Here is a 22,440-nt window from a genome sequence, read left to right as displayed (position 1 = left end):
CCCGTCATTACTGCACTTCAGCCCCTTTGTGTGCCCAGGCCTTGTCGAACTCGGGCCTTCCTTTCCTGCTGCTTTCCCAAGAACCCATCCGATGAAAGTAATCACGGCGCTTCGCAGCATAGGCTTTTCGCACGTTGAAGAGACGGCGTGCGCGCTCGATGAGCTCATCCGCGAACGAACGATACACCTGGCCAAGGCCCACGATGTCGTCATCTCAACGTCGTGCCCTGACATCGTGGAGCTCGTGCAGAAAGACTACCCGCAAGCTGCACCAGCGTTGGCGCCCTTCCCCTCTCCCATGCTGTCACATGGAGTGCGCCTCAAAAGAAAGTACGGCACTGACGCGGCGGTGGTCTTCATCGGGCCGTGTCTCGCAAAGAAGCGGCAGGTGGCCTCAATGAGGGAACTCGTCACCTCGGGCGATGCCACTTCTAGCGCTGAGCTCCGCGAAGCAGGCAAGCCCGTGGATGTGTGCCTCACATTCGCGGAGCTCCGCACGTGGCTGAATGAGAGCGTCGGCGATCTGGATCCGTTGCCTCCGGGCAAGTGGGACGCAGAGGCGCCGCCGGGTGTCAAGCTGGCTGTGCTGCAAGAAGGGATCTCAGGCATCGACTGCTGCAGGAGGTTCTTGGAGCGTTTCGTCTCAGAAGAGGAACGGGAGAAGCAAGGAGGCACACCGGCCCTCGGAGACACTCCGTGCTTCGTGGAACTGCTGGCCTGTCCGGGAGGATGCCTGAACGGACCAGGTATGGGAGACGTTGACACGAACGAGACCCACGTGAAGAGCGAGATCTCATCCGAGGATGAGCTTAGAGAACGGCTTGTGGCACGGCGGCAGAGGGTCATTGAATACGTGTACGCAGAATCGCGTGGCGTGAAGTCGCAGAGAATCTTACCTCATCAAAGGTGTTGACTGCCTCCACTTACCTCTCCCCCTTGTCTTTGGGAAATCTCCTGCGCCGGAGGTGTGCCCGACGCGAGTCAGGGTTCCGTCGTATGCCTATGGTATATGGCCGCTTTCTCTTCCTCGGTGATCAGCCTGTCAATGATGAAGGTCATCATAATGACCCCTAAGACGCTGGCGATCCACCGAGTTATTGCAAACCTCGTTTCCAGAGCCGACATCTCGAACAGGAACATCGGGATCTTCAGGGTCGACCAGGCCCCTATGAACACCAGTATGTTGGAGAACTTGGCGCCCTTCTTGATCATGACCGCAGCTACCGGAAAGGCACCGTAGAGGGGACCCGCTGCCGCCGCACCAAGGAAAACGCTGAGGGCCATTCCAAGTAAGCCAGAGCGCTCGCCCAAGTACTTCATGATCGTCTCACGCGGGACCCACACATCGAGAAGACCGAGCAGCAGGAAAATGGGTGGGAGCACGCTCAGCATCTCAGCGAAATTGGCGTAAGTGTGAGCGAAGATCTCTCTGCCTGTTGCCGGACGTAGAGAGAGGATGACCAAGTCTAAGAGGACGATGAGGATCAAGTACTTGTACGCTCGCGCGGTATCCCTCAGGAATCCGCGCAAGCTCGCTCCATCCCTCATGAGACCACCACCCCGATGACTGCAGCCACGATGAATGAGAACACGTATGCGAGGACGTTCCTCAAAACAGTAACTCTCTTTCCGAAATACCTTATCTCGAGAGGCGTCGTGACGAAGCCGACCATCATGAGGGTGGACACGAAGACCGCGATCTGCATTATCCCCGCGCCTCTATCGAGCAAGGACTTGGCTAGCGGAAAAGCCACAAACCCTGGGATCAAGGTGATCGCCCCCACCACAGAGGTGATTAGCATTCCCAGTATGCCCGTTCCCTTTCCGATGAGCCCAGCGACGATGCTTGGCGAAAGAAAGGTCAACACGAGGCCGACTATGGCGAGCACCGTAGCGAAATCGGGGAGGATACCGAGAAACGCGCGGACCGCCTTGATCAGAGCGGAACGAGTCTTGCCCCTGTCCTTTACGAAGGAGACAACGAGAAAGCCAATCGATACTACATACAGGATTCTCGTGAACAACCCGCAACCACCCCTGCTCTATTATGCGCATGGTGCACAGCCACATCTGCCCACCAAACCATCAAATCACGAAATGGTCGCCCACATGAGGCAGTTCTCCACGCGATCCCGTTCCCTTGGCAGATGTCGTCCCGATTCGAAGCATCGGGGCGACATCTGCGACATGTGGTCATGACTCCATGGCTTCGCTCAGGCGACGGATGACTTCAGGAAAACCGTTTTCATCTTGCAAGTTCTTGTTCTTGGAGAGCCCGAGGTCTTTAGTCAGGGTGAGTTCCTTGTCCCACTTGATCCCGGCCTTCTCAAGGGACTTGGTAGCACACTTCACTTCGCAGCCGTTGAGAGCGATATAGTAATCGGCCTTCTTCGCCATCTCGATGATACCTGGTATTCCCAGTGGAAGCCCGAGGGCGCAGACAAAGCCTACATCATGACGCTTGCTCACGATTTCAACGACAGCCCGCGTCGTCATCATGCCTACGTTACACGCCCCCGAGCAAGGCAGCACGCCAATCTTGCGGTTTTCCGCAGCCTGCGATTGAGCTACAGTTGACCTGGCTTCCATCAGCTACTCCCTCCCCCAACACTTTGTCGGAGCGAACGTGGTAAGGCTTACCGAGTCATGAACGATGTCGAAGCACTACCGCACACTCGAGCGACCCTGCTTACGCCCTCATTTATCGGTATTGCTTCAGTATGGACAAGGGCGGGAACGTTATCGCCTCACTCGGGCACTGCAAAGCACACGAGCTGCAGGCCACCACGCAGTTGAACGGGTTCTTGACCAGCGGCAATTGCTTCTCTTCGTCCCACCCGTAAGTTCCGTGCGAGCAGAACTCGTAGCAGGTTCGGCAACCGGTACATTTCTCAAGATCAATCGCGGGATACCAAGGGATCTGTTCTCGAGGCACTCTGTAGCCCAATTGAAGGCTCCTCCTCTCTGATGCTTTCCTCTCTGCTGCTTTCCTCTCTGGTGCTTTACCTAAAGGCAGAGGCTCTATCGGCGTCCGCGCGGGCCGGGCCTCGCCCGCGGGCGAGGCCCTCTCACGCTATTCCTTGAACCACTCTCTTATTTGTGATTCCGTTGGGATCTTCCCCTCGATCTTCTTCTCACCGTCCACGAACACCGCCGGGGTCATCATCACTCCTCGCTCGATGATCTCGTCGATGTCGGTCACATGCACGATTTCGGCGTCAACCCCGAGTTTGCGTATGGTCTCGCCTATCATCTCCTCGGTCTTGCGACACTTCGGGCAACCTACGCCAAGTATCTCTACCTTCACGCACGCCCCTCCTTTCGCTCGTATAGTCTCCTGCACCGCAGTCCTTGAAGCCACGGCACCTCACGCGACAATGGCCCCAAAGATCATGCCGCTTATCGTTGCCATGACTACCACCAGGGAAACGTAGGTGATTGTCTTCCTCGGACCAAGAACGCTGTTTATCACGAGCATGTTTGGAAGGCTGAGCGCGGGGCCCGCAAGAAGCAGCGCCAGCGCGGGGCCTTGACCCATGCCGGAACCCAAGAGCCCCTGCAGTATGGGGATCTCGGTCAGCGTAGCAAAGTACATGAACGCTCCCACGATAGCGGCGAAAAAATTCGCAAGAAGCGAGTTTCCACCCACCAGCATTGACACATAACGCGAAGGAATGAGGCCGCTGTCAACGCCGGGACGGCCCATGAGCAGCCCCGCTGCCATGACCCCGCCGAATAGAAGGGGGAGTATCTTCTTGGCGAAATCCCAGGTGGAATCCTTCCACGCTACAAGCTCCGCAGGCTTGAACCATGCCTTGAGCATGTACGCAAGGTAGGCAAGGAGCGCCACCACCAGATACCACTTTACCTTGAACACGTCGGACCAGAACCCCACGGGTTCGGCAGGCTTTCCCCACGCCGCAAACACCAGGACAAGCACCAATGTCGCGAAATACGCGATGGTCTGGCCTAGGCTACGGCCATCTTGCTCACCGGCCTGCGCAGCTGCGACAAAGCCCTTCTGCCGGTCCGTCTCTTCGCCTCGAAAGATGACAGCCATGAGCACGCCTATGACAACAGAAAACAGAACCGCCCCGACCGCCCTCGCAAGCCCTATTTGCCAGCCGAGAACGCGCGCGGTCAAGATGATCGCGAGCACATTGATGGCCGGTCCTGAATACAGGAATGCCGTGGCCGGGCCTAGGCCGGCGCCCCGCTTGTATATCCCCATGAAGAGCGGAAGCACCGTGCAGGAGCACACTGCGAGTATGGCCCCGGAGACCGAAGCCACCGCGTACGCAAGCCATTGCTTCGCGCCTCGCCCGAGATACCTCATCACGGACTGCTGCGACAGGAAGTTTTGCATCGCCCCCGCGATGAAGAAGGCCGGCACGAGACAGAACAGCACGTGTTGCCTGGCATACTCCTGCAACATGTGGAACGACTCGAGTATGGCCGCCTGCACGCGCGGAGCGCCAAAGGGCGCGAAGTACGCTATGAGGAATACCCCGAGTATTAGGGAAAACGCCTTCAGTTCCTTCAAAGATCTTTCACTCCTTCCCACGTTGGGTACCACCGCAGACGAGGACGCATTCTCCATCGTCAGTCATCCTGTCTATACACGTCATGAACTGATAAACACACGGCGTCCTGAGGCCGTATCTCACGTTGAGCCCCTCTTTTGTCGAGCCGACCACTCCCGCCGCTTTGAGCACGCTAAGGTGCTTGGAGATGGTCGATTGATCGAAACCCAGCCGTTCCACGAGGTCGCATACGCACTTTTCCCCCTCGCTCGCCAAGATCTCCACTATCCGCGCGCGGGTCTCGTGGCCAAGCGCCTTGAAAATGGATACCCGTCGCTTCATGACATCGCCGTAAGCCACATGGCTCACCTCCATGCCTATATTGCCATATGGCCATACATATGTCAAGAGAATCGGGAAAATCCATTGCGACGAGGTCTATTCGCTCGCCACGTCAAATCCCGGTATAGAATAAGTAGAGCCCTGCCAGGAGCACCAGCACCCCTAGACCGAATCTCGCGATACCTCCGATTCTCTCAGTCCTTTCCGACCTCGCCAGGCGATCCACGAAGGCGACGGACGTTCCGGCGACCAGGGCGAGCGCACAGTGCCCCACTGAGTACGCACCCAACAACGATACCCCAAGAACGAGATCTCCCTTTCCCGCGACGAGCGCGAGTATAGCGGCAAGCACAGGAGTCGAGCACGGAGAGGAAATGGCCCCCGCCACCACGCCGAGGGCAAAGGCCCCGGGTAACCCCGAACGCCTGAAGGATCTCTTGGAGGCCACCGAAGGGACGGGAAGGTTGACGACGCCCATCATCCACAGTCCCAGGAGGATCGTGAAGAGGCCCAAAGCTATGTACCATCTCTTCCCGAATCCACTCATGATCCTGCCGAGGATCGCCGCAAGCGCCCCAAGGCTTGTGAAAGTGACAGCAAGACCGGCACAGAAGACGAGCGAGCACACGAAGGCCCTCCGCTGGTCGTCGCGGGCATACCCCCCAACATAGGCCATGATCAGGGGAACCGACGTGAGGGTGCACGGGCCAAACGCGGAAACTAGACCGGCAAAGAAAGCGAGAATCAAGGCGAGGAGAGGGTTCGCGTCAAGAACCCCTCCGAACGTAGCCGCAAACGACTCCACTCACTTTACCCCCATGTCCTTCAGGATCGACACGATGGCTTCCTTGGACAGGTACCCTTGGTGACGATACACCTCTTTCCCGCTAGCGTCGATGAATATCTGGGTAGGAATGAGGTATACGCCATACCTGCTCGCCGCTGACGGGTCATCGTCCAGGTTGATTACCTTGATGATCGCCCTGCCTCTATACTCCTCCTCAAGCTCTCGCAGCAGGGGTGCCATCATCTTGCAAGGCTCACAGGTGTCTCGTCCGACATCTATGACCATAGGCAGACCTCTTTCGCCTGCCACCGTCTCTCCCCGGGGCGATGCGCTGTCGTGGCCGACCGCTTGGCCAGAGCCACGGAGCACCTGAGTCTTCCATGCGTATAACGTTCCCAGGACTATGAGGAGCCCAGCGAGAACCACGAGTCTTCGTGAAAGTCTCATTATCACACCTGCCCTCGGCGAGACGCCGCGCGCCGGCCCCGGCTAGCGGAAGACTGCACCAGTCCGCGTGCACCAGTCCGCGAACGTGCCAAGCCCGCGGCGCCGCGTCAAGTTCATGCATTCTGTAGTTAAGGCTTCGTCTACGCCTCCGGTTGTCCTTCCGGCCTCCGCCCAGGAGCGATTGGCGACATCTTGGGGGCAGGGAACCAGTGCCGGGTCCTGTTGGCGATTGCGACCAGACTCAACATTATGGGGACCTCCTCGAGCACTCCAACGACGGTGGCAAGCGCTGCGCCTGATTTCAGACCGAAAAGGGAGATCGCCACAGCCACAGCGAGCTCGAAGAAGTTGCTCGCCCCAATCATGGCCGCCGGGGGCGCCACCGTTCTATCTACCTTCCACACTTTGCACCAAGCATAGCCTATGATGAAGATCAGGTATGTTTGGATCGTGAGGGGAACTGCTATCAAGAGTATGTGGATGGGATCGCTGAGGATGATCCCGCCCTGGAAAGAGAATAGGATTATGAGAGTGAGCAAGAGCCCGATTATCGTGAAAGGTTTCAGCGTAGGCAGGAACTTCGACTGAAACCAATCCAGGCCCCTGGTCCTTATGAGACGCACCCGCGTGTAGTAGCCGAAGGCGAGCGGTATGACAACATACAGGAAGACCGACAGGAGCACGGTGTCATACGGCACCACCAGCTTTGTGAGCCCTAGCTGGAACATGACGATGGGAGCGTAGAGCACGAGCAGCACCAGATCATTGATGGCGACTTGAACCAGCGTGTGAGCTGCGTTGCCGCCGGATAGATAGCTCCACACGAAGACCATGGCGGTGCACGGCGCGGCTCCGAGGAGGATGGCGCCAGCCACATACTGCCGTGCGAGTTCAGGGTCTATCAGTGGCCTGAATAGCACCCTCAGGAAGAGCGAAGCCAGCAGGAACATCGTGAACGGCTTGATGAGCCAATTGACGACCAGCGTAACTATCAGCCCTTTGGGTTCCTTGCCCACCCTGACTATGCTCCCGAAGTCTATCTGAACCATCATCGGGTATATCATGAACCAGATCAGAATGGCGACCGGAATGGAAACGTGGGCGTATTCCCATTTACTGAGGAGCGCCGGGACCCCTGGGAATACCGAACCCACCAGGATCCCAACGACGATACAGATGGCAACCCAAAGCGTAAGGTACTTCTCGAAGAAACCTAACCCTTGCGTCCTGCCCGCCCTGCTTTGTAAAGCTTCCTTGGCCACGGTTACAGCTTCGCCTCCTCCAACCGTGCGTCTTCCCCGACGCGACCTCATTTGCGTTCCTCGTTGCCCCGCCTTAGGCGCACACAAAGCCATCCTCGGTTATCTGAACCGGCGCGGACTACTTGCACCGTCGCGGCGCTCTTGGGTTCCTCTCGATCTCCTTCACCTTGGCCGCAAGGGCCTCCATCCCCGGGGTCTTGTCTACGGGCGCGTCGAGAATGCCAGTGAGCGCTTGCCAGCTCTCTCGGAGCCGCTCGGCTTTCGCTTCGTAGAATACCCATTGACCCTCCCGTGAATCGCCCACCAAGCCCGCGTCTTTCAGGATGGCAAGGTGATGGGAGATGGCAGGCTGTGTTATCCCGAAGATCTCTTCGAGCTCGCACACGCAAAAGGTCCTTCCGCAGAGCACCTTGAAGATCTTGAACCTCGTATCCTGCCCGAGGGCTTGTAACACTCTCACCGTCTCTTCAATCGCGCCCATGACATCACCTTCGCTGGTATAAGCATATAAGCATATACCTATTTCTATGGTCATCATACTCCTGCCAAGTTCGTGCGTCAACATCCAATGCCGATCCTTCGCAAGAGCGCGACTTCGCGGTCCAGCGCAAGTGAGTTGGAGCGTCCGGGACTTACGCTTGCCCGCTAACATACAAAGACCATGCCCACAGCGAGCAGGAACAAGAGCGAGTAGATCCAGGACGCAAGTCCGTTGACCGAGTCCGGCCCGTCCAGGAGTCGCCTCACACGAACTATCGCTGGGTTTCCGCGCGGAAGAAGCACAGGCACTAGCGATGCGACGGAATGCTCCAATCTCAAACGGGTCGCGTGATACATGAACTTGACGATGGCCGAAGCGAGCTCGACTCCGAGCCCGGTCTGGGCTGCCGCCATAGCGTCGCACGCCTGTTCTTCTTCTGCTCTGAACATCTCGTACGACCATAGCGCGGCCGGGGAGAAGAGAGTGAGGTTGCGACAGAGCGGGACAAGCCTGTTTATTATGTTCCGACTGCGCCTGATGTGGGCGAGTTCGTGGGCGAAGGCGGCGCGCAGCTCGTTGTCCTCCAGCAGATCGAGAGCTCCCGTAGATACGGTTATGACGCGGTCGCGGGTTCCTCCCGCGAACATCAGCGGACCAGGGTAGTCTATCACTCGGAGCTCGGGCAAGCGAATATCGAGCTCCTCACAGAGATTGTCCAGCACCGCCTTTGCCCTTGCATCGTCGCGCGCTGCGGACAGTAGGCATCTTTGCAGTCTGACTCTGCGCCACCAAGCCAGCGCGTGTGCAGAAAGCGAAACGGCCAGCCAAGCCAGGGAGAGCTGCGCCACCCATGGCGCAATCATGCGATTGAACCTGCACAGCAAGTGATATGACGGAAATCCCCTGAGAAAGCCGATGTAACCGTAATCGCTTTGACTGTACTCGCAGGCCTTGCCGATGATGACGTAATTGACGACGTACGAGACCACGGGCACCACGACGGGGATCGCATAGACCCAACTGCGTTGGACGCTCCTCGGCGGCACGACTCTGACCAGAATCGCGACGAGCACGGCCAGCGCCGAAGACACGAGGAAAGTGTATGTCAAGTAAGGATGTTGAAGGAGCGAATGCACGCACCCACCCGCCTCCGTCCGGGCCTACTTTTTCTTCCTGCGTTCCGCAATGGCGCGTTCGAGCTGTTCCATGATCTCAGGATCCGCCCGATCCGCCGCGGACACGAGCTGAAAGATGGCTTCCTTACCGAATCCGTCGAGCAGTCCTGTGATGACCTCCGCTGCCACTTCCCGCCTGAACTCGTCCTTCGAGACCTGCGGACGGTAGACGAAGGCCGCTCCCTCCTTGCCCTTGGCGAGCAATCCCTTCTCAGCGAGCCGCGACATCACCGTCATGACGGTCGTGTAGGCGATCCGCCTTCTCATGCGGAGTCCCTCGTATATGTCTCGAACTGTGCAGGTGCCCCTCGCCCACACCTCTTCCATGATCTCCGCCTCCAGGTCGCCCAGCACCTTGCCGAGGCCCTTCCTGCCCGGCTTGAATTCAAGCAAGCGAAACACTGCCACCACTCCCAGTTCGTCGCTTCTTCCATTGTACATCACTTGGAACTGCGGGAGAAGTACATGAAGGCGGCGCCCTATTCTGCGTTCCTCGCTCATCCATTGACTTCCAAACCCTCACCGACGAGATATGGAGCACTGTTGATCACGCGGACAGTGCCCTGTACGCGGACCCGGGCTCCCGGCCTGACCTTGACCGTGAAATCATAGAACTGAACGAATAGCTGGTTTGCGCCGTCCGTAAGCGTGATCCAGCACCCCGAAGTCTGGCACACCTGCCCTACCCGCCCACTGACGACGACCCTCCTTCCGTTGTAGCTGGTGGTATCAGCGAAAATGTTGGCCAGCTCGACAACCTCAGCTCCGCCCGCGCCCACGGGGGCGCCGTATCTTGTCGCCCCTCCGGCGCCACGCACCGCGATCACTGCGGTTAGCGCTAGCGCCACAACGACTGACATACCGATCACCCATCTAAGCAGCCGAGCTCTTCTTGACATCCCTCGTCACTCTCCCGTCTCGCATCACGATCGTACGAGGCAACAAGCCGGCCAGCTCCGAGTTGTGTGTCACGACTATCACCGTGGTACCCGTTCTGTTGACCTCCCGCAGCAGGCCGAACACATCCTCGGCGGTGCTGCTATCCAGGTTGCCCGTGGGCTCGTCGGCAAGGAGAACCGACGGCTCGTTTGCGAGGGCTCTGGCCACCGCAACCCGCTGGATCTCACCGCCGCTCATCTGGGACGGCAGATGAAACATGCGGTCGCCCAGACCGACCCTGCGGAGCAGCCCTGCGGCCTTATCGCGAGCACAGGGATCACCGGCGAAATACATCGGTAACATGACGTTTTCAAGTGCCGTCATGGTGGGGACCAGGAGAAACTGTTGGAAAACGAAACCGATGGTCTTCCGACGCACGAGGTCCGCTTCCCGCGGGCCCAGTTGCTCTACCGGACGGCCCGCGATGAGCACGCGGCCACTCGTTGGCCGGTCGAGCAGGCCGATGATGTTCAAGAGAGTCGACTTTCCCGAACCAGAGGGTCCAAGGATCCCCACGAGCTCGCCCGCCTGAATGTGCAGTGATAGACCGGCTAGCGCGCGGACCTCTTCTCTCCCACGTCGGTACACTTTGCTCAGATTCTCGACGTTTACCACAGATGGTCACCTCCTGATGCGTCATTCACTCCTCAGAGCTTGGATGGGACTCAGCCAGGCGGCGCGCAGGGCAGGGTAGAGAGCCGCCAGAACCCCCACGCCCACCGGGAAGAGCACCGAAACGAAAGCCGCGTGCAGCGAGGGTTGGCCGACGGACTGGGTAGGCATGACCGAAACGAACCGTCTCAAGATTGCATCACCCATCAGGGTAGCCAATGAACCGGCGCCCGCCCCCAACAAGCCCCCGAAGAAGCACATGCCCAAGCCCTCGCAGAGGAAGATCTTGAAGATCTGCCACCGCGAGGCGCCGATGGCCTTCAATAGACCGATTTCACGGGTTCTTTCGAAAACCGCCATGAGCATGGTGTTCATCGTGCCAAGCCCGCCGATGACAAGCGCAACCAGCATTACGAGGATCAGCATACTCTGCCCCGCCTGGACGAGGTTCCGAAGCGTCCCGAGCACCTGGGCCACGGTGACAGCCTGCACGTCCGGGATCTCCTCGATGGCCTCGATCGTCTCCGGAACGGTGCTGATGTCTTTGACCCTGACGTTCACCGCCACGACACGACCCCTCAGGTTCAGGAGCTCTTGCGCGGTTTGGAGAGTGGTGTAAGTGGAATAGTCGTCTTTCGAGCCGGTGGTCTCGAGGATGCCAACGACCTTGAGAGAGACAGGCTTCCCCCCGACCACTGCGGTGATCGAGTCGCCGATCTCATTGAACTCACTGCTCTTCTCCGCAAAAACCTTCGCCTCCACGCTACCGAGGACGACTTCACCGAAGTCCCGGGGAAAGCGTCCCCGCACTTTCCACCAGGACTTGAGTCTGAGCTCCTCGGGTGTTATGCCGATTAGCGGGTGCGAAAGGCCCAAGTACTCGTAAGCGCCGTACACGTTCGGAGATGCGCTTGCGACATTGGGAAGGTTCCGGATCTCTTCCACCACGTTCTCAGGCAGAGTTGCGGGCACCTGGCCGCCGGTCATTATCACGGCGATCGCTTCGTACGGGCAGCCCTTGGCCACAGCGACTATCTGGGCGCCCATGCCTTCCAGCTCCGCGCGCATGCCCCGTTCATAGCCTAGCTTTAGGGCGAGCAGACTGAAAAGAGCCGTGGAGGCGATGGCGATTCCGAGGATGGAAAGCGCGGAACGGATCTTTCGGCGTCTGATCCCGTCCCAGACGATCGTGAACAAGCTCATTCCAGCATCTCCTCCGTTTCCGCAGTAGCTGTCAGTGCACAGTCGCCAATCCTTACCAGTCTTGTTCGTAGAACTGACCCTCCCCGAAGTACGCGAAGGATTTCACGACCTTTCCGTCCTTGACCACGTCGACCCCGACATGGCAGCCGTAGTCTGTGACCTGCGTGCTTACTCCCGGGTCGTCATCTCTGTACCTGGAACGGTAGTACGTGAGGACTTCCTGTCGGATGTCGGCAAACGGGTCCATAGCCGCGCTCCCGACGGGACCGTCGGGCCTAGAGATGCCTCCTCCAACGCAGCCTGCGCAGCGGGCGACGCCGGCTAGTCCGGCCCTGGGGGCAATCCTCCTCCTCCTCGACCACGTGAGTCCGCGAGGGCTGGCATACAGAGCTCCCGCACTCACAGCCACTAAACACACAATCGCGTACGGGCCAAGTCTCCTTGACCATCCAGGCCTCTGCGATGATTCTGAGTTGGTTTGACCTTTCATCCTCCGACCTCCGTTTCGTGTTCGCCGCGCCCCATTTGGCCAAGAGCTCGGGAACGCTATGCTTCGTAATACTATTTCATATAGTACTTCGCACTATAGCATGTCCTCGCGAGTGTGTCAAGCTGGCAAAACGATCCACGCTCAAACTCTTCTCTGAGACTAGCGGCGGGAAGAAGATACGCTGATCGTCGGGAAGGCCTCTGGAGGCTTGCACGAAAAGGAACACGAAAAAGAATAGGGAGCCTCGCGACTTCGCGAAGCCCCAACTAAACCCTGGCGCGCCCGGAGGGACTCGAACCCACGACCCTCTGATCCGAAGTCAGATGCTCTGATCCACTGAGCTACGGGCGCGCGAAACACGTGCGTTATGCGAACAGACGGCCCGCGGGCCGTCGTGGTGGTCGAAAGGTGGCGGAGAGAGGGGGATTCGAACCCCCGCACGGTTTGTTCAACCGTCTAAAGGTTTAGCAAACCTTCCCCTTCAGCCAGCTTGGGTATCTCTCCGCGTAAGACTATCTATGCCGCTTTCACATGGCCGTCGCCGCATTGTCATTGTAGCACATCCGCAAGCCAAGAGCAAGGCCCCGGGTACCGGGGTACCGGTGTGGGTGTCGGTCAATCAGCCGCACCTGTACATCACCTCTGTCGACTGCCGGTGACTATCGGTACAGAAGATGCCTCTCTCTCATCTCCCGAAAGGCCTCGAGGTCTTCTTCCCACGACGCGACGATGTCCCTTGCGTTCACTCCCTGCTGTAGCATGGTGCGCACCTCGTCAGTGCCCATGAGTCTGTCGAAGTGACTTCCCCCATGCGCCCACACCGCACGCCCACGACCCATATCCAGGATGGCAGCCACCAGATGAAGCCCCGTCCCGACGGGTCGGAAAGCTTCTCTGTCCGTCACCACGATCTCCACCCCGCCGCACGGCACGCCGGCGTTCTTCGAAAAGGCGGGCGTGAGCTGGCGCCCGGCGAATCTCACCCCCGGCAGTTCCAGCGTGTTCAGCCTGCGCGCGAGTGCCTCCCCATCGATCCACGGCGCGCCCACCCACTCAAACGGGCGGTCGGTGCCGCGCCCCTCGGATACGTTGGCGAACCCCTCGATGAAGCACGTCCCCGGGTAGACAGCGGCGCTCGCTAGCGTAGGAAGGTTAGGTGAAGGCTTCACCCACTGCAGTCCTGTGTCGTCAAACCACATGTCACGGCGCCACCCCTCCATCCGGATGACACGAAGACGCGCCCCTATCCCGAACTCCGTGCTGAGAAGGCCGGCGAGCTCGCCCACGGTCAGGCCATACCTCACCGGTATCGGGTAGACGCCCACGAACGACGCAAACTCATTCTTGAGGACAGGCCCCTCCGTTACCAGCCCTCCCAGTGGATTCGGCCGATCGAGCACAAAGAACTCCAGGTCATGTGCTGCCGCGGCCTGCATGGCGTGGGCCATCGTCGACACGTACGTGTAGAACCTCACGCCAACATCCTGGATGTCGTACACCAGCGCGTCCACGCCGACCAACATCTCAGGGGTGGGCCTCGTGGTATCGCCGTACAGACTGTGCACGGGCAGCCCGGTCTTCTCATCCATCCCCGACGCCACCTTCTCCCCCGCTTGGGCAGTGCCGCGCACGCCGTGCTCGGGACCGAAGATGGCCACAAGCCTCACCCTGTCGCTTTCAGCCAGGATATCGATTGCGCTCCTAGAGCGCGAATCCACGCCCGTGTGGTTCGTGATGAGCCCGACCCGCTTTCCGGCAAGCGGCTCGAAGTCTTCTCCGACGAGCACCTCCAACCCTGTCTTCACCGGCACTTCGTTGTCGCCCTCCTACGATCGACGGCGCAGCCTCCCGCGTTGGGGACGAACTCGCGGACCGCGCGGACGAGCCGTCCGCGGCCTGCACCATGGGTTCGCCGCAGTTGGCGCGAAACCCTTTCGAATCTCGCTCAAGACTTCGATTTCGGCGGTGTGAGCAGCTCCTGATCGAGCGCGAGGAGCACTAGGAGAGCGCAGACGCCCGCCGCCACCGCCGCGGGGAGGAATACGGGGACGCGACGCGAGTCCATGATGAGGCCGAACACGGGAGGACCGGCTGCGACTCCAAGGAACCGGACGGCCCCGTACACCGAGGTCACCATTCCACGCAGCCGCCCGCTCGAGGCGCTCGTTACCATCGTGTTGATAGAGGGCAGCACAAGACCGCTCCCGAGCCCGATTACAGCCGTCAGGATCGCCAGCCACACCACTTTGGATACAAACGCAAGGAGCCCGAGGGATCCGGCCACGAGAGCAAGCCCTATCACGACGGATGCTTTGAGCCACGTGACGCGCCTTTCCAGGACGAGCCCTGTGAGAAGGGATGTCACGGACATCACGAACACGGGGATCGAAATGAGGATGCCTTTGACCACGCCGCCGATCCTGTGGCGCTCCTCCAACGTGTCCGAAACGTAGAAGAGCACGCCGAACAGCACGAACAGCACGATCGCACCCGCGGCGTAACATGCCGCAAGGGACCCGCGCTTCTCCCTGAACGCGGTCGCAAGATCGGCAAAGTAGGCGCGCACACCGACCCGCTGAGCGGGAGATGGTGCCGACTCGGGACAGAACGCCCAAACCCCGGCTGCAGAGGGCAATGCCACCACAGCGAATAGCAGGAACGGAGCCCACCATGCCACCAGCGCCGCGCCGGCGCCGAGCACCGGACTTATCACTTTGCCAAGCCCGTTTGAGGCCTCGAGTATGCCGACGGCCCTGGTCCTCTCCTGTGACTGGAACATGTCCCCGGCGACCGCAGTGGCTATGGGGCCTGTGCCGGCCGCGCCTATGCCTTGGACGACCCTTGCGGCGAGGATGAGCCAGTACGGATGCTCCAGGAACAATGCTGCAAGGGCAGCCAGGATGCCACCTATCCCGTACGTGACCAGGCTTGGGACCATCACCCGCTTACGGCCTATCCGGTCGGAGAGAGCGCCTACCAGCATGATGGTCAAGCCCGCCGGAACAGAGAACGCGGTTATGAAAAGGCCCGTCTGCGCCTGCGTCAGGTGCAACGCCGCCCTCACTCTGGGTAGCACTGGAATGAGCATGGAGTTGCCCAGGACGAGGATGAACGGCACGGTACAAAGGACCGCAAAGGGTAAAGCGTCTCTCAGTCGCATCTCGCCAGCCTCCTGGCCCTCGCGTCTTCGATAGTCAGAGTTGTGCGCGACTCCAGACTCTTGCGGGCCCCAAAGCTCGCAGGCCCGCAGACATGGGCTCGCAGGCATAATGTGCTCCCGTCTGGAAGCATCATGCGTCCCGTGTGCGATCTCGGACCCCGGCGCGGCCTGGAACCTTCCCAAGCTGGGCTGGCGTCGGCGGCATGCCGCGAGGTCTCATCGTAGTCGTATCCAAATAGATATGCGGTAGGAGCAACTGCCCGGAGAGCGTCGGACGTGCCGGAGGAATCCTCCAGCAAGGCAATTCATACCTCACGCAGATACCCGGAGGGCTCGCGATCAAGCGTTGCGCGGCGGCCGGCAGTTTCCAGCGAGCGCGCCGTGCGCGGATGGAGGCGGTGCCACGATGGACGGCTTTCCACTTCTCGTTGTCCTCGCTGTAGGGCTTGTGTTCGGGAACACTCTCATCGCGGGCGCGGCCGCAGCGCTTCTCTTCATACAGGCTGCCGGGCTTGACTTTCTCGGCACCTTCCTCGAACAGCGGGCGCTCCAGTTCGGGCTGGTCCTGCTCATGATCGCCGTCCTGTCACCGCTATCGACGAAGCAGATGACCATGGACGATGTGATCCGCGCGTTCCGGACGTGGCCAGGCCTGCTCGCGGTCGTCGGCGGCGCGGCAGCGACTTACGTTAACGGCCAGGGTGTCCAGCTTCTTCAGGCGCGCCCTGATATAATAGCGGGGATCCTCGTGGGAACAGTCATCGGCGTGCTGTTGCTCCGCGGAATCCCGGTCGGCCCGCTCGCAGCCGCAGGCATCACTGCGCTTCTCCTACGCCTGGTGGGGTGGAAGTAGCGCCTTCTCCCAATTGGCCGTGCACACCCGCCTGACAGCAGTCATAGTAAATGATCGCGTCGCGGCGACCGGCCACTGACCACCGGCGACCGGCGAGTGGCGAGTGGCGGCAGCGCCACGGTGTGCCGTGGAACGCTCTGGACGCCGCGAATGACTCGCGTCCGGGAGGGTTGCTCGAGATGAGACGGCTGTTGGGGGTTGTTGTGTGCGCGGCATTCCTCTTGAGCTGGTTGGGCCTTGCCGCCGCGGGCGGCAGTGTGAGCGCAGGGAGCGCAGGCGCGTCGGGCCCACCGCAAACACAGGCTCCGGCACAGGCAAGAGAGCAGGAGATTCGGATAGCTGGTCAGTTCGGGCTGGTATATGCCCCTCTCATGATCGCTCAGAAGAACAAGATCTTCGAGAAGTACGGCCTGAAGCCGATCTGGAGGGAGTACGGGTCCGGAGCGGCTGTCCGTGAGGCCCTGGTCTCGGGAGAAGTCGACGTCGGGTTCATGGGTATCCCACCGTTCCTCATAGGCTGGGACAAAGGCTGTCCTTGGAAAGCCGCGATCGGGTTCTGTGTGGTGCCTGTAGGGCTCGTGACGAACAATCCATCGATCAAATCCCTCAAGGATTTTCGGCCCACCGACAAGATAGCCGTGCCCTCGCCCGGAAGCGTGCAGCACATTCTCCTCGCCATGCAGGCCGAGAAAGAGCTCGGCTCGGCGACCGCCTTCGAGAAGAACATCGTGGCGATGCCTCACCCCGATGCCGCTGCAGCTCTACTGTCCAAGAAAGGCATCGTCGCTCATTTCACCACTCCACCGTACATGTTCGAAGAGCTGAACCAACCCGGCATGCACCTGGTCGTCGACGACGTCGCCTGCTTCGGACTGCCGTTCAGCTTTAACGTGGGCGTCGCGACGACTCGTTTCCATGACGGCAATCCTGTGGCTTACGCGTGTTTCGTGATGGCGATCAGTGAAGCCATGGCATGGATCAACGTCAATAAGAAGGAAGCCGCTGCGCTCCTCGCTCCGGAGTTTGGCCTCACTCCCGAGAAGACTTATCTTTACCTGACGTGGCCAGGCATGGATTACACGACGGCACCATACGGCCTCATGGGCTTTGCAGACTTCATGCGAGAGGCCGGTTACATCAAGAACGTGCCGCGAAGCATCGACGACATCGCATGGGAGAACCTGGTGGCGTTCATCGGGGACAGGGCAGGCGGACCATCCCCCATCCAGCAGCTTCAGTTCCGTCGCTGATCAATCTCGGGACGTGTACGCTTTCGACATGGTTGCGGTGCCACAATGGTGTGTTCAAGACGCTTTTTCACAAAGAGTGCCAGAACTATCCGCCAAGCGCTGTTCGTCGCGGCCCTGGCCGGGCTCTGGGAACTAGCCGCGCGGGCAGGACGTCTGCCTGCCCTGCTCTTCCCGCCGTTCAGTGACGTGGCTGTGGCTCTCGCGGCTGAGACGGCCAGCGGAGAGATACTTGGTCGACTCACGTTCTCCCTTGCGATGGTGGGCGCGGGGCTCTGCCTCGCGACACTCTCCGCTGTCATAGTCACGGCGGCATCGATGTCCGCTCAGATCGTTTCCGAGTGGGTGCAGGCGCTCATGGCGATACTCCATCCCCTTCCCGGCATCGCCATCTTGCCTGTGGTAATCCTGTGGCTGGGCACGGGCAACACGTCCATCGTCGCCGTGATATGGTTCTCAGCCATGTGGCCTCTCGTGGCGAACCTTCACACCGGCTTACGCTCCGTTCCGGCAACGCAGATCGAGGTCGGGCGGAACCTCGGCTTGCGCGGGGCGCGCCTGGTCGCGCACGTCCTCATACCCGGAGCGTTCCCGCACATCCTGTCGGGAATGCGCGTGGCGTGGGCGCGCGCTTGGCAGGCGCTCGTCGCGGCTGAGATGGTCTTTGGCGCGTCAGGGGGCGAGGGTGGCCTCGGTTGGTTCATCTACAAGCGCCGCTTCTTCATGGAGATCCCTGGCGTCTTCGCTGGCATGGTTGTGATAGTACTCGTGGGGATTGTGGTCGAGCGCGTCGTCTTCGAGTCGGTGGAAGCGCGCACCGTCAGGCGTTGGGGCATGACTGCGGAGTAGCCCTGCCCAGCCTGTCGCGGAGGTAGACAGGGACGGCCGCGCGGACACTATCATCAGAACACGCCTGACCATGCTTCGAATGGGATGGGAGTGCTGCGGATGTCGCTGGTGTGTCAGGAAGCGCAGAAGGCGCAAGTGGGTGCGGAGAACACTACTTCATCGCCGGAAAGGTATGCGTCCCAAGGACCCCGCGTGGGACTCGCAGTTCGTGCTCTCTGCAAACGTTTCGTCGTGGCCGGGCGGGAGCTCGCTGCACTCGAAGACGTCACCATCTCAGTGGACGACGGAGAGTTCGTGACGATCATAGGCCCGTCTGGGTGCGGCAAGACGACCCTTCTTCGATGCATCGGAGGCTTCGAGCACCCGACCAGCGGAAGCGTGCTCATGGACGGACGTGCATCTAAAGGTCCAGGCACGGACCGAATGATCGTTTTCCAAAGCTTCGACCAGCTCTTCCCGTGGCTCACGGCTCTCGAAAACGTCGCCAGCGCCCTGCGCTTCACCCGCGCCGTGTCAGACGTTGCCGAGAGCCGGCGCGCCGCCCGCATCTATCTCGAGCTCGTCGGGCTCTCCGGCTGCGAAGACTTCTTCCCTCACCAGCTCTCCGGTGGCATGAAGCAGCGCGTGGCCATCGCCAGGGCTCTCTCGGTGCGACCGCGCGTTCTGCTCATGGATGAACCATTCGGCAGTCTGGACGCGCTCACACGCGCAACACTCCAGGTCGAGCTGACGCGCATCTGGCAGGAGACGAAGGTCACCATTCTCTTCGTCACGCACAACATCGAAGAAGCCATCATCCTTGGGGACCAAATCGTGGTGCTGACAGCCCGGCCCGGCCGGGTGGCCGCAATCCTCCGCAATCCGCTGCCCAGGCCGCGGTCGCCGGAAGAGGCGCTCTTCGGCAAGACGTGGGATACCATCCACGGCCTGCTGGGCTCTCAACGCGGCATCACGGTCGGCGTCGAGCCGGCGCTCCCACGGTTGATTCTCGGAGAAGCGGACGCTCCTCGGCTCGCGGTGAGGTGAGGGGACGATCCGTCCAGGTCGACGACCGGTCGTCCTGGCGGCTGTTGCGGCTTTCACCTACTACTCCTGGTCAAACCCGTAACGAGCCGCAAGCTCGGCCGCGAGGGTCCGTACGTTGGAAGCGAACTCTGCCTTGTGAGAGAGGGCCTCCCGGAATCGCGCAAGTCTTTCCGGCGTACTGCGCCGGATGGCGGCGGTAAGCGATGCGGTCATGGGTGGGTAGAAATTGAATGGGTCCAGCCGCACGCATGACGCGCCCGCCTCCCTCGCCCTCGCGTAAATCGGCTCGAGCTGTTCTTCGAACTCGCCGATCCCCGGGATAGCCGGCGCTATGAATACCCACGTTCTGAGCCCCGCCGCGGACAGCTTCTCGAGAGCTGCGAAACGCCTCGACGGCGAGGGCGCGCCTGGCTCCAAAGCCCTAGCCAGATCGTCGTCCGTCGTGGCAATGCTCAGCCCCACTTCAACACCGGAAATCGCGTTGAGGATGTCCATGTCGCGGGCTACGAGGTCCGACTTGGTCAGTATGGATACCTGAGCTGAGCTTGTCGATATCTCGGCGAGGCAGGCGCGAACGAGACCGGTCTTGCGTTCGATGGGCTGATACGGGTCCGTGACGCTCGACAGCAGAATTACCTCCTGGTTCACGCGCCGCAGAGCACGCCGCAGTCTCGCCGGCGCGTTCACCTTGACGTCCACGAAGCTCCCCCACGGGTCTTGGCGCCCCCTGAAGCGGTTCACGATACAGGGGGCGTAACAGTACGCGCAGGCGTGGGCGCATCCGACATAGGGGTTGAGGGAGAAGTCCACCCCAGGTATTCCGGACTTCGCGAGGATCGACTTGCATTCGACTTCCCTCGTAGCAGGCGCCACGAACACCAACCCCTTCGTTTCCTTGTCTTGTCTCCCCTCGTGTCGCCCTCAGCTGTGCCCTCAGGCTGTGACGCGGGCAAGCGTTCGCCCCCCCGCACGATGCCCCGTGGTCAGGGGTGTACGACGAGCAGGGGTGTGCGACCAGATGCCCGAATGACGTACATGAATAATGGCGGAGGAGGTGGGATTCGAACCCACGAGGGCCCCAGGGACCCTGGCGGTTTTCAAGACCGCTCCCTTAAGCCATCTCGGGCACTCCTCCGCGCGCCACGCCGGGCGGTGCCCCGCAAGGAGGCCTCGCAAGACCCCTCCCGACATGCAGATTATAACATGCCCGGCCTTCCTGGAGCAAGGAGCGTCCGCTGCCAGCTCGGTGCACCCGCTAAGTGCCAAGTGTCAGCTCACTCGCTCGATCCCGCGCGCCGACCTGCACCGCCGGCAGCCTAGTGCATCACAGGCGCGGCCGGCACCTTGGGTCCGCCCTGCCCCGGACCGCCGACTATTGCTTCGTGATGAGATCGAGACCATCCATGTAAGGCCTAAGTGCTCTCGGGATGGTCACCGAGCCATCCGCTTCCTGGTAGTTCTCGAGGATCGCCGCGAACGTGCGTCCGACGGCGAGGCCCGACCCGTTGAGCGTGTGGACGTACTCTGGCTTCGCTCCAGGCGCGGGCCGGAACTTGATGTCGGCCCGTCTTGCCTGGAAGGCTTCGAAGTTGCTGCAGGATGAAATCTCCACGTACCTGTCGTAGCTAGGCATCCAGACTTCGGGATCGTACTTCTTCGCGGCCGAGAACCCGACGTCGCCCGTGCACATCATCACCACTCGATACGGGAGCTCCAGCCGCCGCAGCACGTCTTCGGCGTCGCCTACCAGCTTCTCGAGTTCGTCGTAGGATGTCTCAGGTCTCACGAATTTCACGAGTTCCACCTTGTCGAACTCGTGCTGCCTCACTAGACCCCTGGTATCCCTCCCTGCAGACCCTGCCTCAGCACGAAAACACGCCGTGTAAGCCACGTGATATATGGGGAGTTGACTTGAGTCTAGGATCTCGCCACGATATAGGTTCGTCACGGGCACCTCGGCCGTGGGGACGAGATAGTAGTCGGTACCCTCGCAATGGAACATGTCCTCGGCGAACTTCGGCAGCTGTCCGGTGCCGATCATGCTGTCCCGGTTGACGAGGAACGGCGGATACACCTCGGTATAGCCGTGTTCCTTGGTATGGATGTCGATCATGAACGCGATGAGCGCCCGCACGAGGCGCGCGCCCGCTCCGCGGAACACCGTGAACCTTGCGCCGGTTATCTTGGCGGCGCGCTCGAAATCGAGGATGCCTAGATCCACGCCTATCTCCCAGTGGGGCTTGGGAGTGAACCCGAATTGCCGGGGAGTCCCCCACCGCCGGACCTCCACGTTCTCCGACTCATCCTTGCCGAGCGGAACCGACGAGTGTGGAATGTTCGGTATGGAGAGGAGCAACCTCGTGAGCCTCTCGTCGAGCGCCCGCACCGAGTCGTCCATCAGCTTGATCTTCGCCGAGACGTCGCGCATTTCGAGGATGGCGGCCGTCAAATCGCCTCCACTCTTCTTCATGAGCGCGATGTTGTCGGACACCTCGTTCCGTCTCTTCTTTAGCTGCTCCACATCGTAAATGAGCCTGCGTCTCTCCTCATCCAGGGAGAGCACCTCGTCGAGAACGGCGGTGTCCTCTCCCCGTCGCGCGAGGGCGTCGCGCACCATCTCGGGGTCTTGCCTAATCAGCTTGATATCTAGCACGTCCATCCCTCCATCGTCAATGAGTACGCGCCCGCCCCCTCTTGTCCGCCCGTGCCCTTCAGGCCGGAGGAGCCGCGGGGCGGGGTATGAGTCAACGTCACGTGGCGACGGCACGAGGACGAGCGCACATTAGAAAAGCCTCCCGCCCCCCTGGGACTCTCCCAAGGGGACGAGAGGCTGTCCTCCCGCGTTGCCACCCCGATTGGTCGAAGGAAAGGACTGATCGAGTCTCACGACGCGACCATGGTTTCCCTCCAACCCTCTCAACAAGCGCTAACGGGCACACCCGGCGAGGCATACTCGGCGTCTAGGGCGCCTTTCAGCCCGCAGCTCCGAGGTGGATTCGGCCGTCCCGCGCGCCGGCTCCCACCGCGTCCGGCTCTCTAGAGCG

At 60.6% G+C, this 22,440-nt stretch carries 26 protein-coding genes, 3 tRNA genes and 1 other annotated feature (1 of these 30 running past the window's edge); of the genes, 5 read left to right on the top strand and 24 right to left on the bottom strand.

Annotation, left to right across the window (positions count from 1 at the left end; translation table 11 throughout):
• Positions 1 to 913: hypothetical protein (locus NUW12_10260; GenBank protein MCR4403136.1), on the top strand; the 913-nt coding region annotated here is incomplete at its 5' end.
• A 68-nt stretch (positions 914 to 981) separates the two neighbouring features.
• Here NUW12_10260 and NUW12_10255 read toward each other — a convergent pair.
• The 21 genes from NUW12_10255 to NUW12_10155 all read right to left on the bottom strand — a co-directional run bounded on the left by NUW12_10255 (position 982) and on the right by NUW12_10155 (position 15,421).
• Entirely contained in the window at positions 982 to 1,548 is a 567-nt protein-coding gene (locus tag NUW12_10255; GenBank protein MCR4403135.1) for a permease, read from the bottom strand.
• Positions 1,545 to 2,024, bottom strand: coding sequence for a permease (locus NUW12_10250; protein MCR4403134.1), 480 nt, complete (start codon positions 2,022 to 2,024; stop codon positions 1,545 to 1,547). Before NUW12_10250 ends, NUW12_10255 begins: the two co-directional genes overlap by 4 nt.
• A 169-nt stretch (positions 2,025 to 2,193) precedes the next feature.
• Complete coding sequence (locus NUW12_10245; protein MCR4403133.1) at positions 2,194 to 2,589, bottom strand: putative zinc-binding protein; 396 nt, start codon at positions 2,587 to 2,589, stop codon at positions 2,194 to 2,196.
• A 112-nt stretch (positions 2,590 to 2,701) separates the two neighbouring features.
• Positions 2,702 to 2,935, bottom strand: coding sequence for a ferredoxin family protein (locus NUW12_10240; protein ID MCR4403132.1), 234 nt, complete (start codon positions 2,933 to 2,935; stop codon positions 2,702 to 2,704).
• Between the two features lie 138 nt (positions 2,936 to 3,073).
• The gene (locus NUW12_10235; GenBank protein ID MCR4403131.1) at positions 3,074 to 3,307 is read right to left on the bottom strand and encodes a thioredoxin family protein; all 234 of its coding nucleotides are present in this window, start codon (positions 3,305 to 3,307) and stop codon (positions 3,074 to 3,076) included.
• Between the two features lie 60 nt (positions 3,308 to 3,367).
• On the bottom strand, positions 3,368 to 4,600 hold the full coding sequence (locus tag NUW12_10230) for a permease (protein MCR4403130.1): 1,233 nt from the start codon (positions 4,598 to 4,600) through the stop codon (positions 3,368 to 3,370).
• Positions 4,551 to 4,883 carry a metalloregulator ArsR/SmtB family transcription factor gene (locus NUW12_10225; protein ID MCR4403129.1) on the bottom strand — a complete coding sequence of 111 codons (333 nt, stop codon included), beginning with the start codon at positions 4,881 to 4,883 and terminating at the stop codon, positions 4,551 to 4,553. Before NUW12_10225 ends, NUW12_10230 begins: the two co-directional genes overlap by 50 nt.
• Before the next feature lie 94 nt (positions 4,884 to 4,977).
• The gene (locus NUW12_10220) at positions 4,978 to 5,670 is read right to left on the bottom strand and encodes a cytochrome c biogenesis protein CcdA (GenBank protein ID MCR4403128.1); all 693 of its coding nucleotides are present in this window, start codon (positions 5,668 to 5,670) and stop codon (positions 4,978 to 4,980) included.
• Entirely contained in the window at positions 5,671 to 6,099 is a 429-nt protein-coding gene (locus NUW12_10215) for a thioredoxin family protein (GenBank protein ID MCR4403127.1), read from the bottom strand. It lies immediately after the preceding gene.
• A gap of 140 nt (positions 6,100 to 6,239) precedes the next feature.
• Positions 6,240 to 7,412, bottom strand: a complete 1,173-nt coding sequence (gene arsB, locus NUW12_10210) for an ACR3 family arsenite efflux transporter (protein ID MCR4403126.1) — start codon at positions 7,410 to 7,412, stop codon at positions 6,240 to 6,242.
• 67 nt (positions 7,413 to 7,479) lie between these two features.
• Positions 7,480 to 7,842 (bottom strand): metalloregulator ArsR/SmtB family transcription factor, encoded by a 363-nt coding sequence (locus NUW12_10205; protein MCR4403125.1) that lies wholly within the window; start codon positions 7,840 to 7,842, stop codon positions 7,480 to 7,482.
• Between the two features lie 164 nt (positions 7,843 to 8,006).
• Positions 8,007 to 8,978 carry a M48 family metalloprotease gene (locus tag NUW12_10200; protein ID MCR4403124.1) on the bottom strand — a complete coding sequence of 324 codons (972 nt, stop codon included), beginning with the start codon at positions 8,976 to 8,978 and terminating at the stop codon, positions 8,007 to 8,009.
• A 24-nt stretch (positions 8,979 to 9,002) separates the two neighbouring features.
• Positions 9,003 to 9,518, bottom strand: a complete 516-nt coding sequence (locus NUW12_10195) for a BlaI/MecI/CopY family transcriptional regulator (GenBank protein ID MCR4403123.1) — start codon at positions 9,516 to 9,518, stop codon at positions 9,003 to 9,005.
• The gene (locus NUW12_10190) at positions 9,515 to 9,916 is read right to left on the bottom strand and encodes a DUF4920 domain-containing protein (GenBank protein MCR4403122.1); all 402 of its coding nucleotides are present in this window, start codon (positions 9,914 to 9,916) and stop codon (positions 9,515 to 9,517) included. The genes NUW12_10195 and NUW12_10190 overlap by 4 nt, the downstream gene beginning before the upstream one ends.
• On the bottom strand, positions 9,891 to 10,571 hold the full coding sequence (locus NUW12_10185; protein MCR4403121.1) for an ABC transporter ATP-binding protein: 681 nt from the start codon (positions 10,569 to 10,571) through the stop codon (positions 9,891 to 9,893). The genes NUW12_10190 and NUW12_10185 overlap by 26 nt, the downstream gene beginning before the upstream one ends.
• Before the next feature lie 21 nt (positions 10,572 to 10,592).
• A complete protein-coding gene (locus tag NUW12_10180; protein ID MCR4403120.1) occupies positions 10,593 to 11,771 on the bottom strand; it encodes an ABC transporter permease in 1,179 nt (392 codons plus the stop codon).
• Between the two features lie 52 nt (positions 11,772 to 11,823).
• Positions 11,824 to 12,018 (bottom strand): hypothetical protein, encoded by a 195-nt coding sequence (locus NUW12_10175; protein ID MCR4403119.1) that lies wholly within the window; start codon positions 12,016 to 12,018, stop codon positions 11,824 to 11,826.
• 517 nt (positions 12,019 to 12,535) lie between these two features.
• A tRNA-Arg gene (locus tag NUW12_10170) sits at positions 12,536 to 12,612 on the bottom strand.
• 58 nt (positions 12,613 to 12,670) lie between these two features.
• Positions 12,671 to 12,765 (bottom strand) — tRNA-Ser (locus tag NUW12_10165).
• A 155-nt stretch (positions 12,766 to 12,920) separates the two neighbouring features.
• Complete coding sequence (locus NUW12_10160; GenBank protein MCR4403118.1) at positions 12,921 to 14,072, bottom strand: DUF1343 domain-containing protein; 1,152 nt, start codon at positions 14,070 to 14,072, stop codon at positions 12,921 to 12,923.
• A gap of 134 nt (positions 14,073 to 14,206) precedes the next feature.
• The gene (locus NUW12_10155; protein MCR4403117.1) at positions 14,207 to 15,421 is read right to left on the bottom strand and encodes an MFS transporter; all 1,215 of its coding nucleotides are present in this window, start codon (positions 15,419 to 15,421) and stop codon (positions 14,207 to 14,209) included.
• Positions 15,422 to 15,827: 406 nt separating this feature from the next.
• On the opposite strand from NUW12_10155, the gene NUW12_10150 reads away from it, so the two are divergent.
• The 4 genes from NUW12_10150 (at position 15,828) to NUW12_10135 (ending at position 19,396) form a co-directional block, all read left to right on the top strand.
• Complete coding sequence (locus NUW12_10150; GenBank protein MCR4403116.1) at positions 15,828 to 16,274, top strand: DUF441 domain-containing protein; 447 nt, start codon at positions 15,828 to 15,830, stop codon at positions 16,272 to 16,274.
• A 179-nt stretch (positions 16,275 to 16,453) separates the two neighbouring features.
• Positions 16,454 to 17,524, top strand: coding sequence for an ABC transporter substrate-binding protein (locus NUW12_10145; protein ID MCR4403115.1), 1,071 nt, complete (start codon positions 16,454 to 16,456; stop codon positions 17,522 to 17,524).
• A gap of 45 nt (positions 17,525 to 17,569) precedes the next feature.
• Positions 17,570 to 18,370, top strand: coding sequence for an ABC transporter permease subunit (locus tag NUW12_10140; protein MCR4403114.1), 801 nt, complete (start codon positions 17,570 to 17,572; stop codon positions 18,368 to 18,370).
• 99 nt (positions 18,371 to 18,469) lie between these two features.
• Positions 18,470 to 19,396 (top strand): ABC transporter ATP-binding protein, encoded by a 927-nt coding sequence (locus tag NUW12_10135; GenBank protein MCR4403113.1) that lies wholly within the window; start codon positions 18,470 to 18,472, stop codon positions 19,394 to 19,396.
• A 60-nt stretch (positions 19,397 to 19,456) separates the two neighbouring features.
• Here NUW12_10135 and NUW12_10130 read toward each other — a convergent pair whose 3' ends face one another.
• The 3 genes from NUW12_10130 to serS all read right to left on the bottom strand — a co-directional run bounded on the left by NUW12_10130 (position 19,457) and on the right by serS (position 22,049).
• A complete protein-coding gene (locus NUW12_10130; GenBank protein ID MCR4403112.1) occupies positions 19,457 to 20,275 on the bottom strand; it encodes a radical SAM protein in 819 nt (272 codons plus the stop codon).
• A 164-nt stretch (positions 20,276 to 20,439) separates the two neighbouring features.
• Positions 20,440 to 20,531 (bottom strand) — tRNA-Ser (locus NUW12_10125).
• Positions 20,532 to 20,768: 237 nt separating this feature from the next.
• Positions 20,769 to 22,049 carry a serine--tRNA ligase gene (gene serS, locus NUW12_10120; GenBank protein ID MCR4403111.1) on the bottom strand — a complete coding sequence of 427 codons (1,281 nt, stop codon included), beginning with the start codon at positions 22,047 to 22,049 and terminating at the stop codon, positions 20,769 to 20,771.
• Positions 22,050 to 22,211: 162 nt separating this feature from the next.
• Positions 22,212 to 22,440, bottom strand: a binding site (T-box leader); it runs 39 nt beyond the window's last position.

It is taken from the genome of Bacillota bacterium (assembly GCA_024653485.1).
GTDB lineage: Bacteria > Bacillota > SHA-98 > UBA4971 > UBA4971 > UBA6256.
This window is presented reverse-complemented; position numbering and strand designations above follow the sequence as displayed.

What these genes read in the sequence shown, in the direction of transcription:
- NUW12_10255 (MCR4403135.1), bottom strand. Translation starts at nt 1,548, where the DNA reads ATGAGGGATGGAGCGAGCTTGCGCGGATTCCTGAGGGATACCGCGCGA.
- NUW12_10245 (MCR4403133.1), bottom strand. Translation starts at nt 2,589, where the DNA reads ATGGAAGCCAGGTCAACTGTAGCTCAATCGCAGGCTGCGGAAAACCGC.
- NUW12_10230 (MCR4403130.1), bottom strand. Translation starts at nt 4,600, where the DNA reads ATGGAGAATGCGTCCTCGTCTGCGGTGGTACCCAACGTGGGAAGGAGT.
- NUW12_10215 (MCR4403127.1), bottom strand. Translation starts at nt 6,099, where the DNA reads ATGAGACTTTCACGAAGACTCGTGGTTCTCGCTGGGCTCCTCATAGTC.
- arsB (MCR4403126.1), bottom strand. Translation starts at nt 7,412, where the DNA reads ATGAGGTCGCGTCGGGGAAGACGCACGGTTGGAGGAGGCGAAGCTGTA.
- NUW12_10205 (MCR4403125.1), bottom strand. Translation starts at nt 7,842, where the DNA reads ATGGGCGCGATTGAAGAGACGGTGAGAGTGTTACAAGCCCTCGGGCAG.
- NUW12_10195 (MCR4403123.1), bottom strand. Translation starts at nt 9,518, where the DNA reads ATGAGCGAGGAACGCAGAATAGGGCGCCGCCTTCATGTACTTCTCCCG.
- NUW12_10190 (MCR4403122.1), bottom strand. Translation starts at nt 9,916, where the DNA reads ATGTCAAGAAGAGCTCGGCTGCTTAGATGGGTGATCGGTATGTCAGTC.
- NUW12_10180 (MCR4403120.1), bottom strand. Translation starts at nt 11,771, where the DNA reads ATGAGCTTGTTCACGATCGTCTGGGACGGGATCAGACGCCGAAAGATC.
- NUW12_10175 (MCR4403119.1), bottom strand. Translation starts at nt 12,018, where the DNA reads ATGGACCCGTTTGCCGACATCCGACAGGAAGTCCTCACGTACTACCGT.
- NUW12_10155 (MCR4403117.1), bottom strand. Translation starts at nt 15,421, where the DNA reads ATGCGACTGAGAGACGCTTTACCCTTTGCGGTCCTTTGTACCGTGCCG.
- NUW12_10150 (MCR4403116.1), top strand. Translation starts at nt 15,828, where the DNA reads ATGGACGGCTTTCCACTTCTCGTTGTCCTCGCTGTAGGGCTTGTGTTC.
- NUW12_10145 (MCR4403115.1), top strand. Translation starts at nt 16,454, where the DNA reads ATGAGACGGCTGTTGGGGGTTGTTGTGTGCGCGGCATTCCTCTTGAGC.
- NUW12_10140 (MCR4403114.1), top strand. Translation starts at nt 17,570, where the DNA reads ATGGTGTGTTCAAGACGCTTTTTCACAAAGAGTGCCAGAACTATCCGC.
- NUW12_10135 (MCR4403113.1), top strand. Translation starts at nt 18,470, where the DNA reads ATGTCGCTGGTGTGTCAGGAAGCGCAGAAGGCGCAAGTGGGTGCGGAG.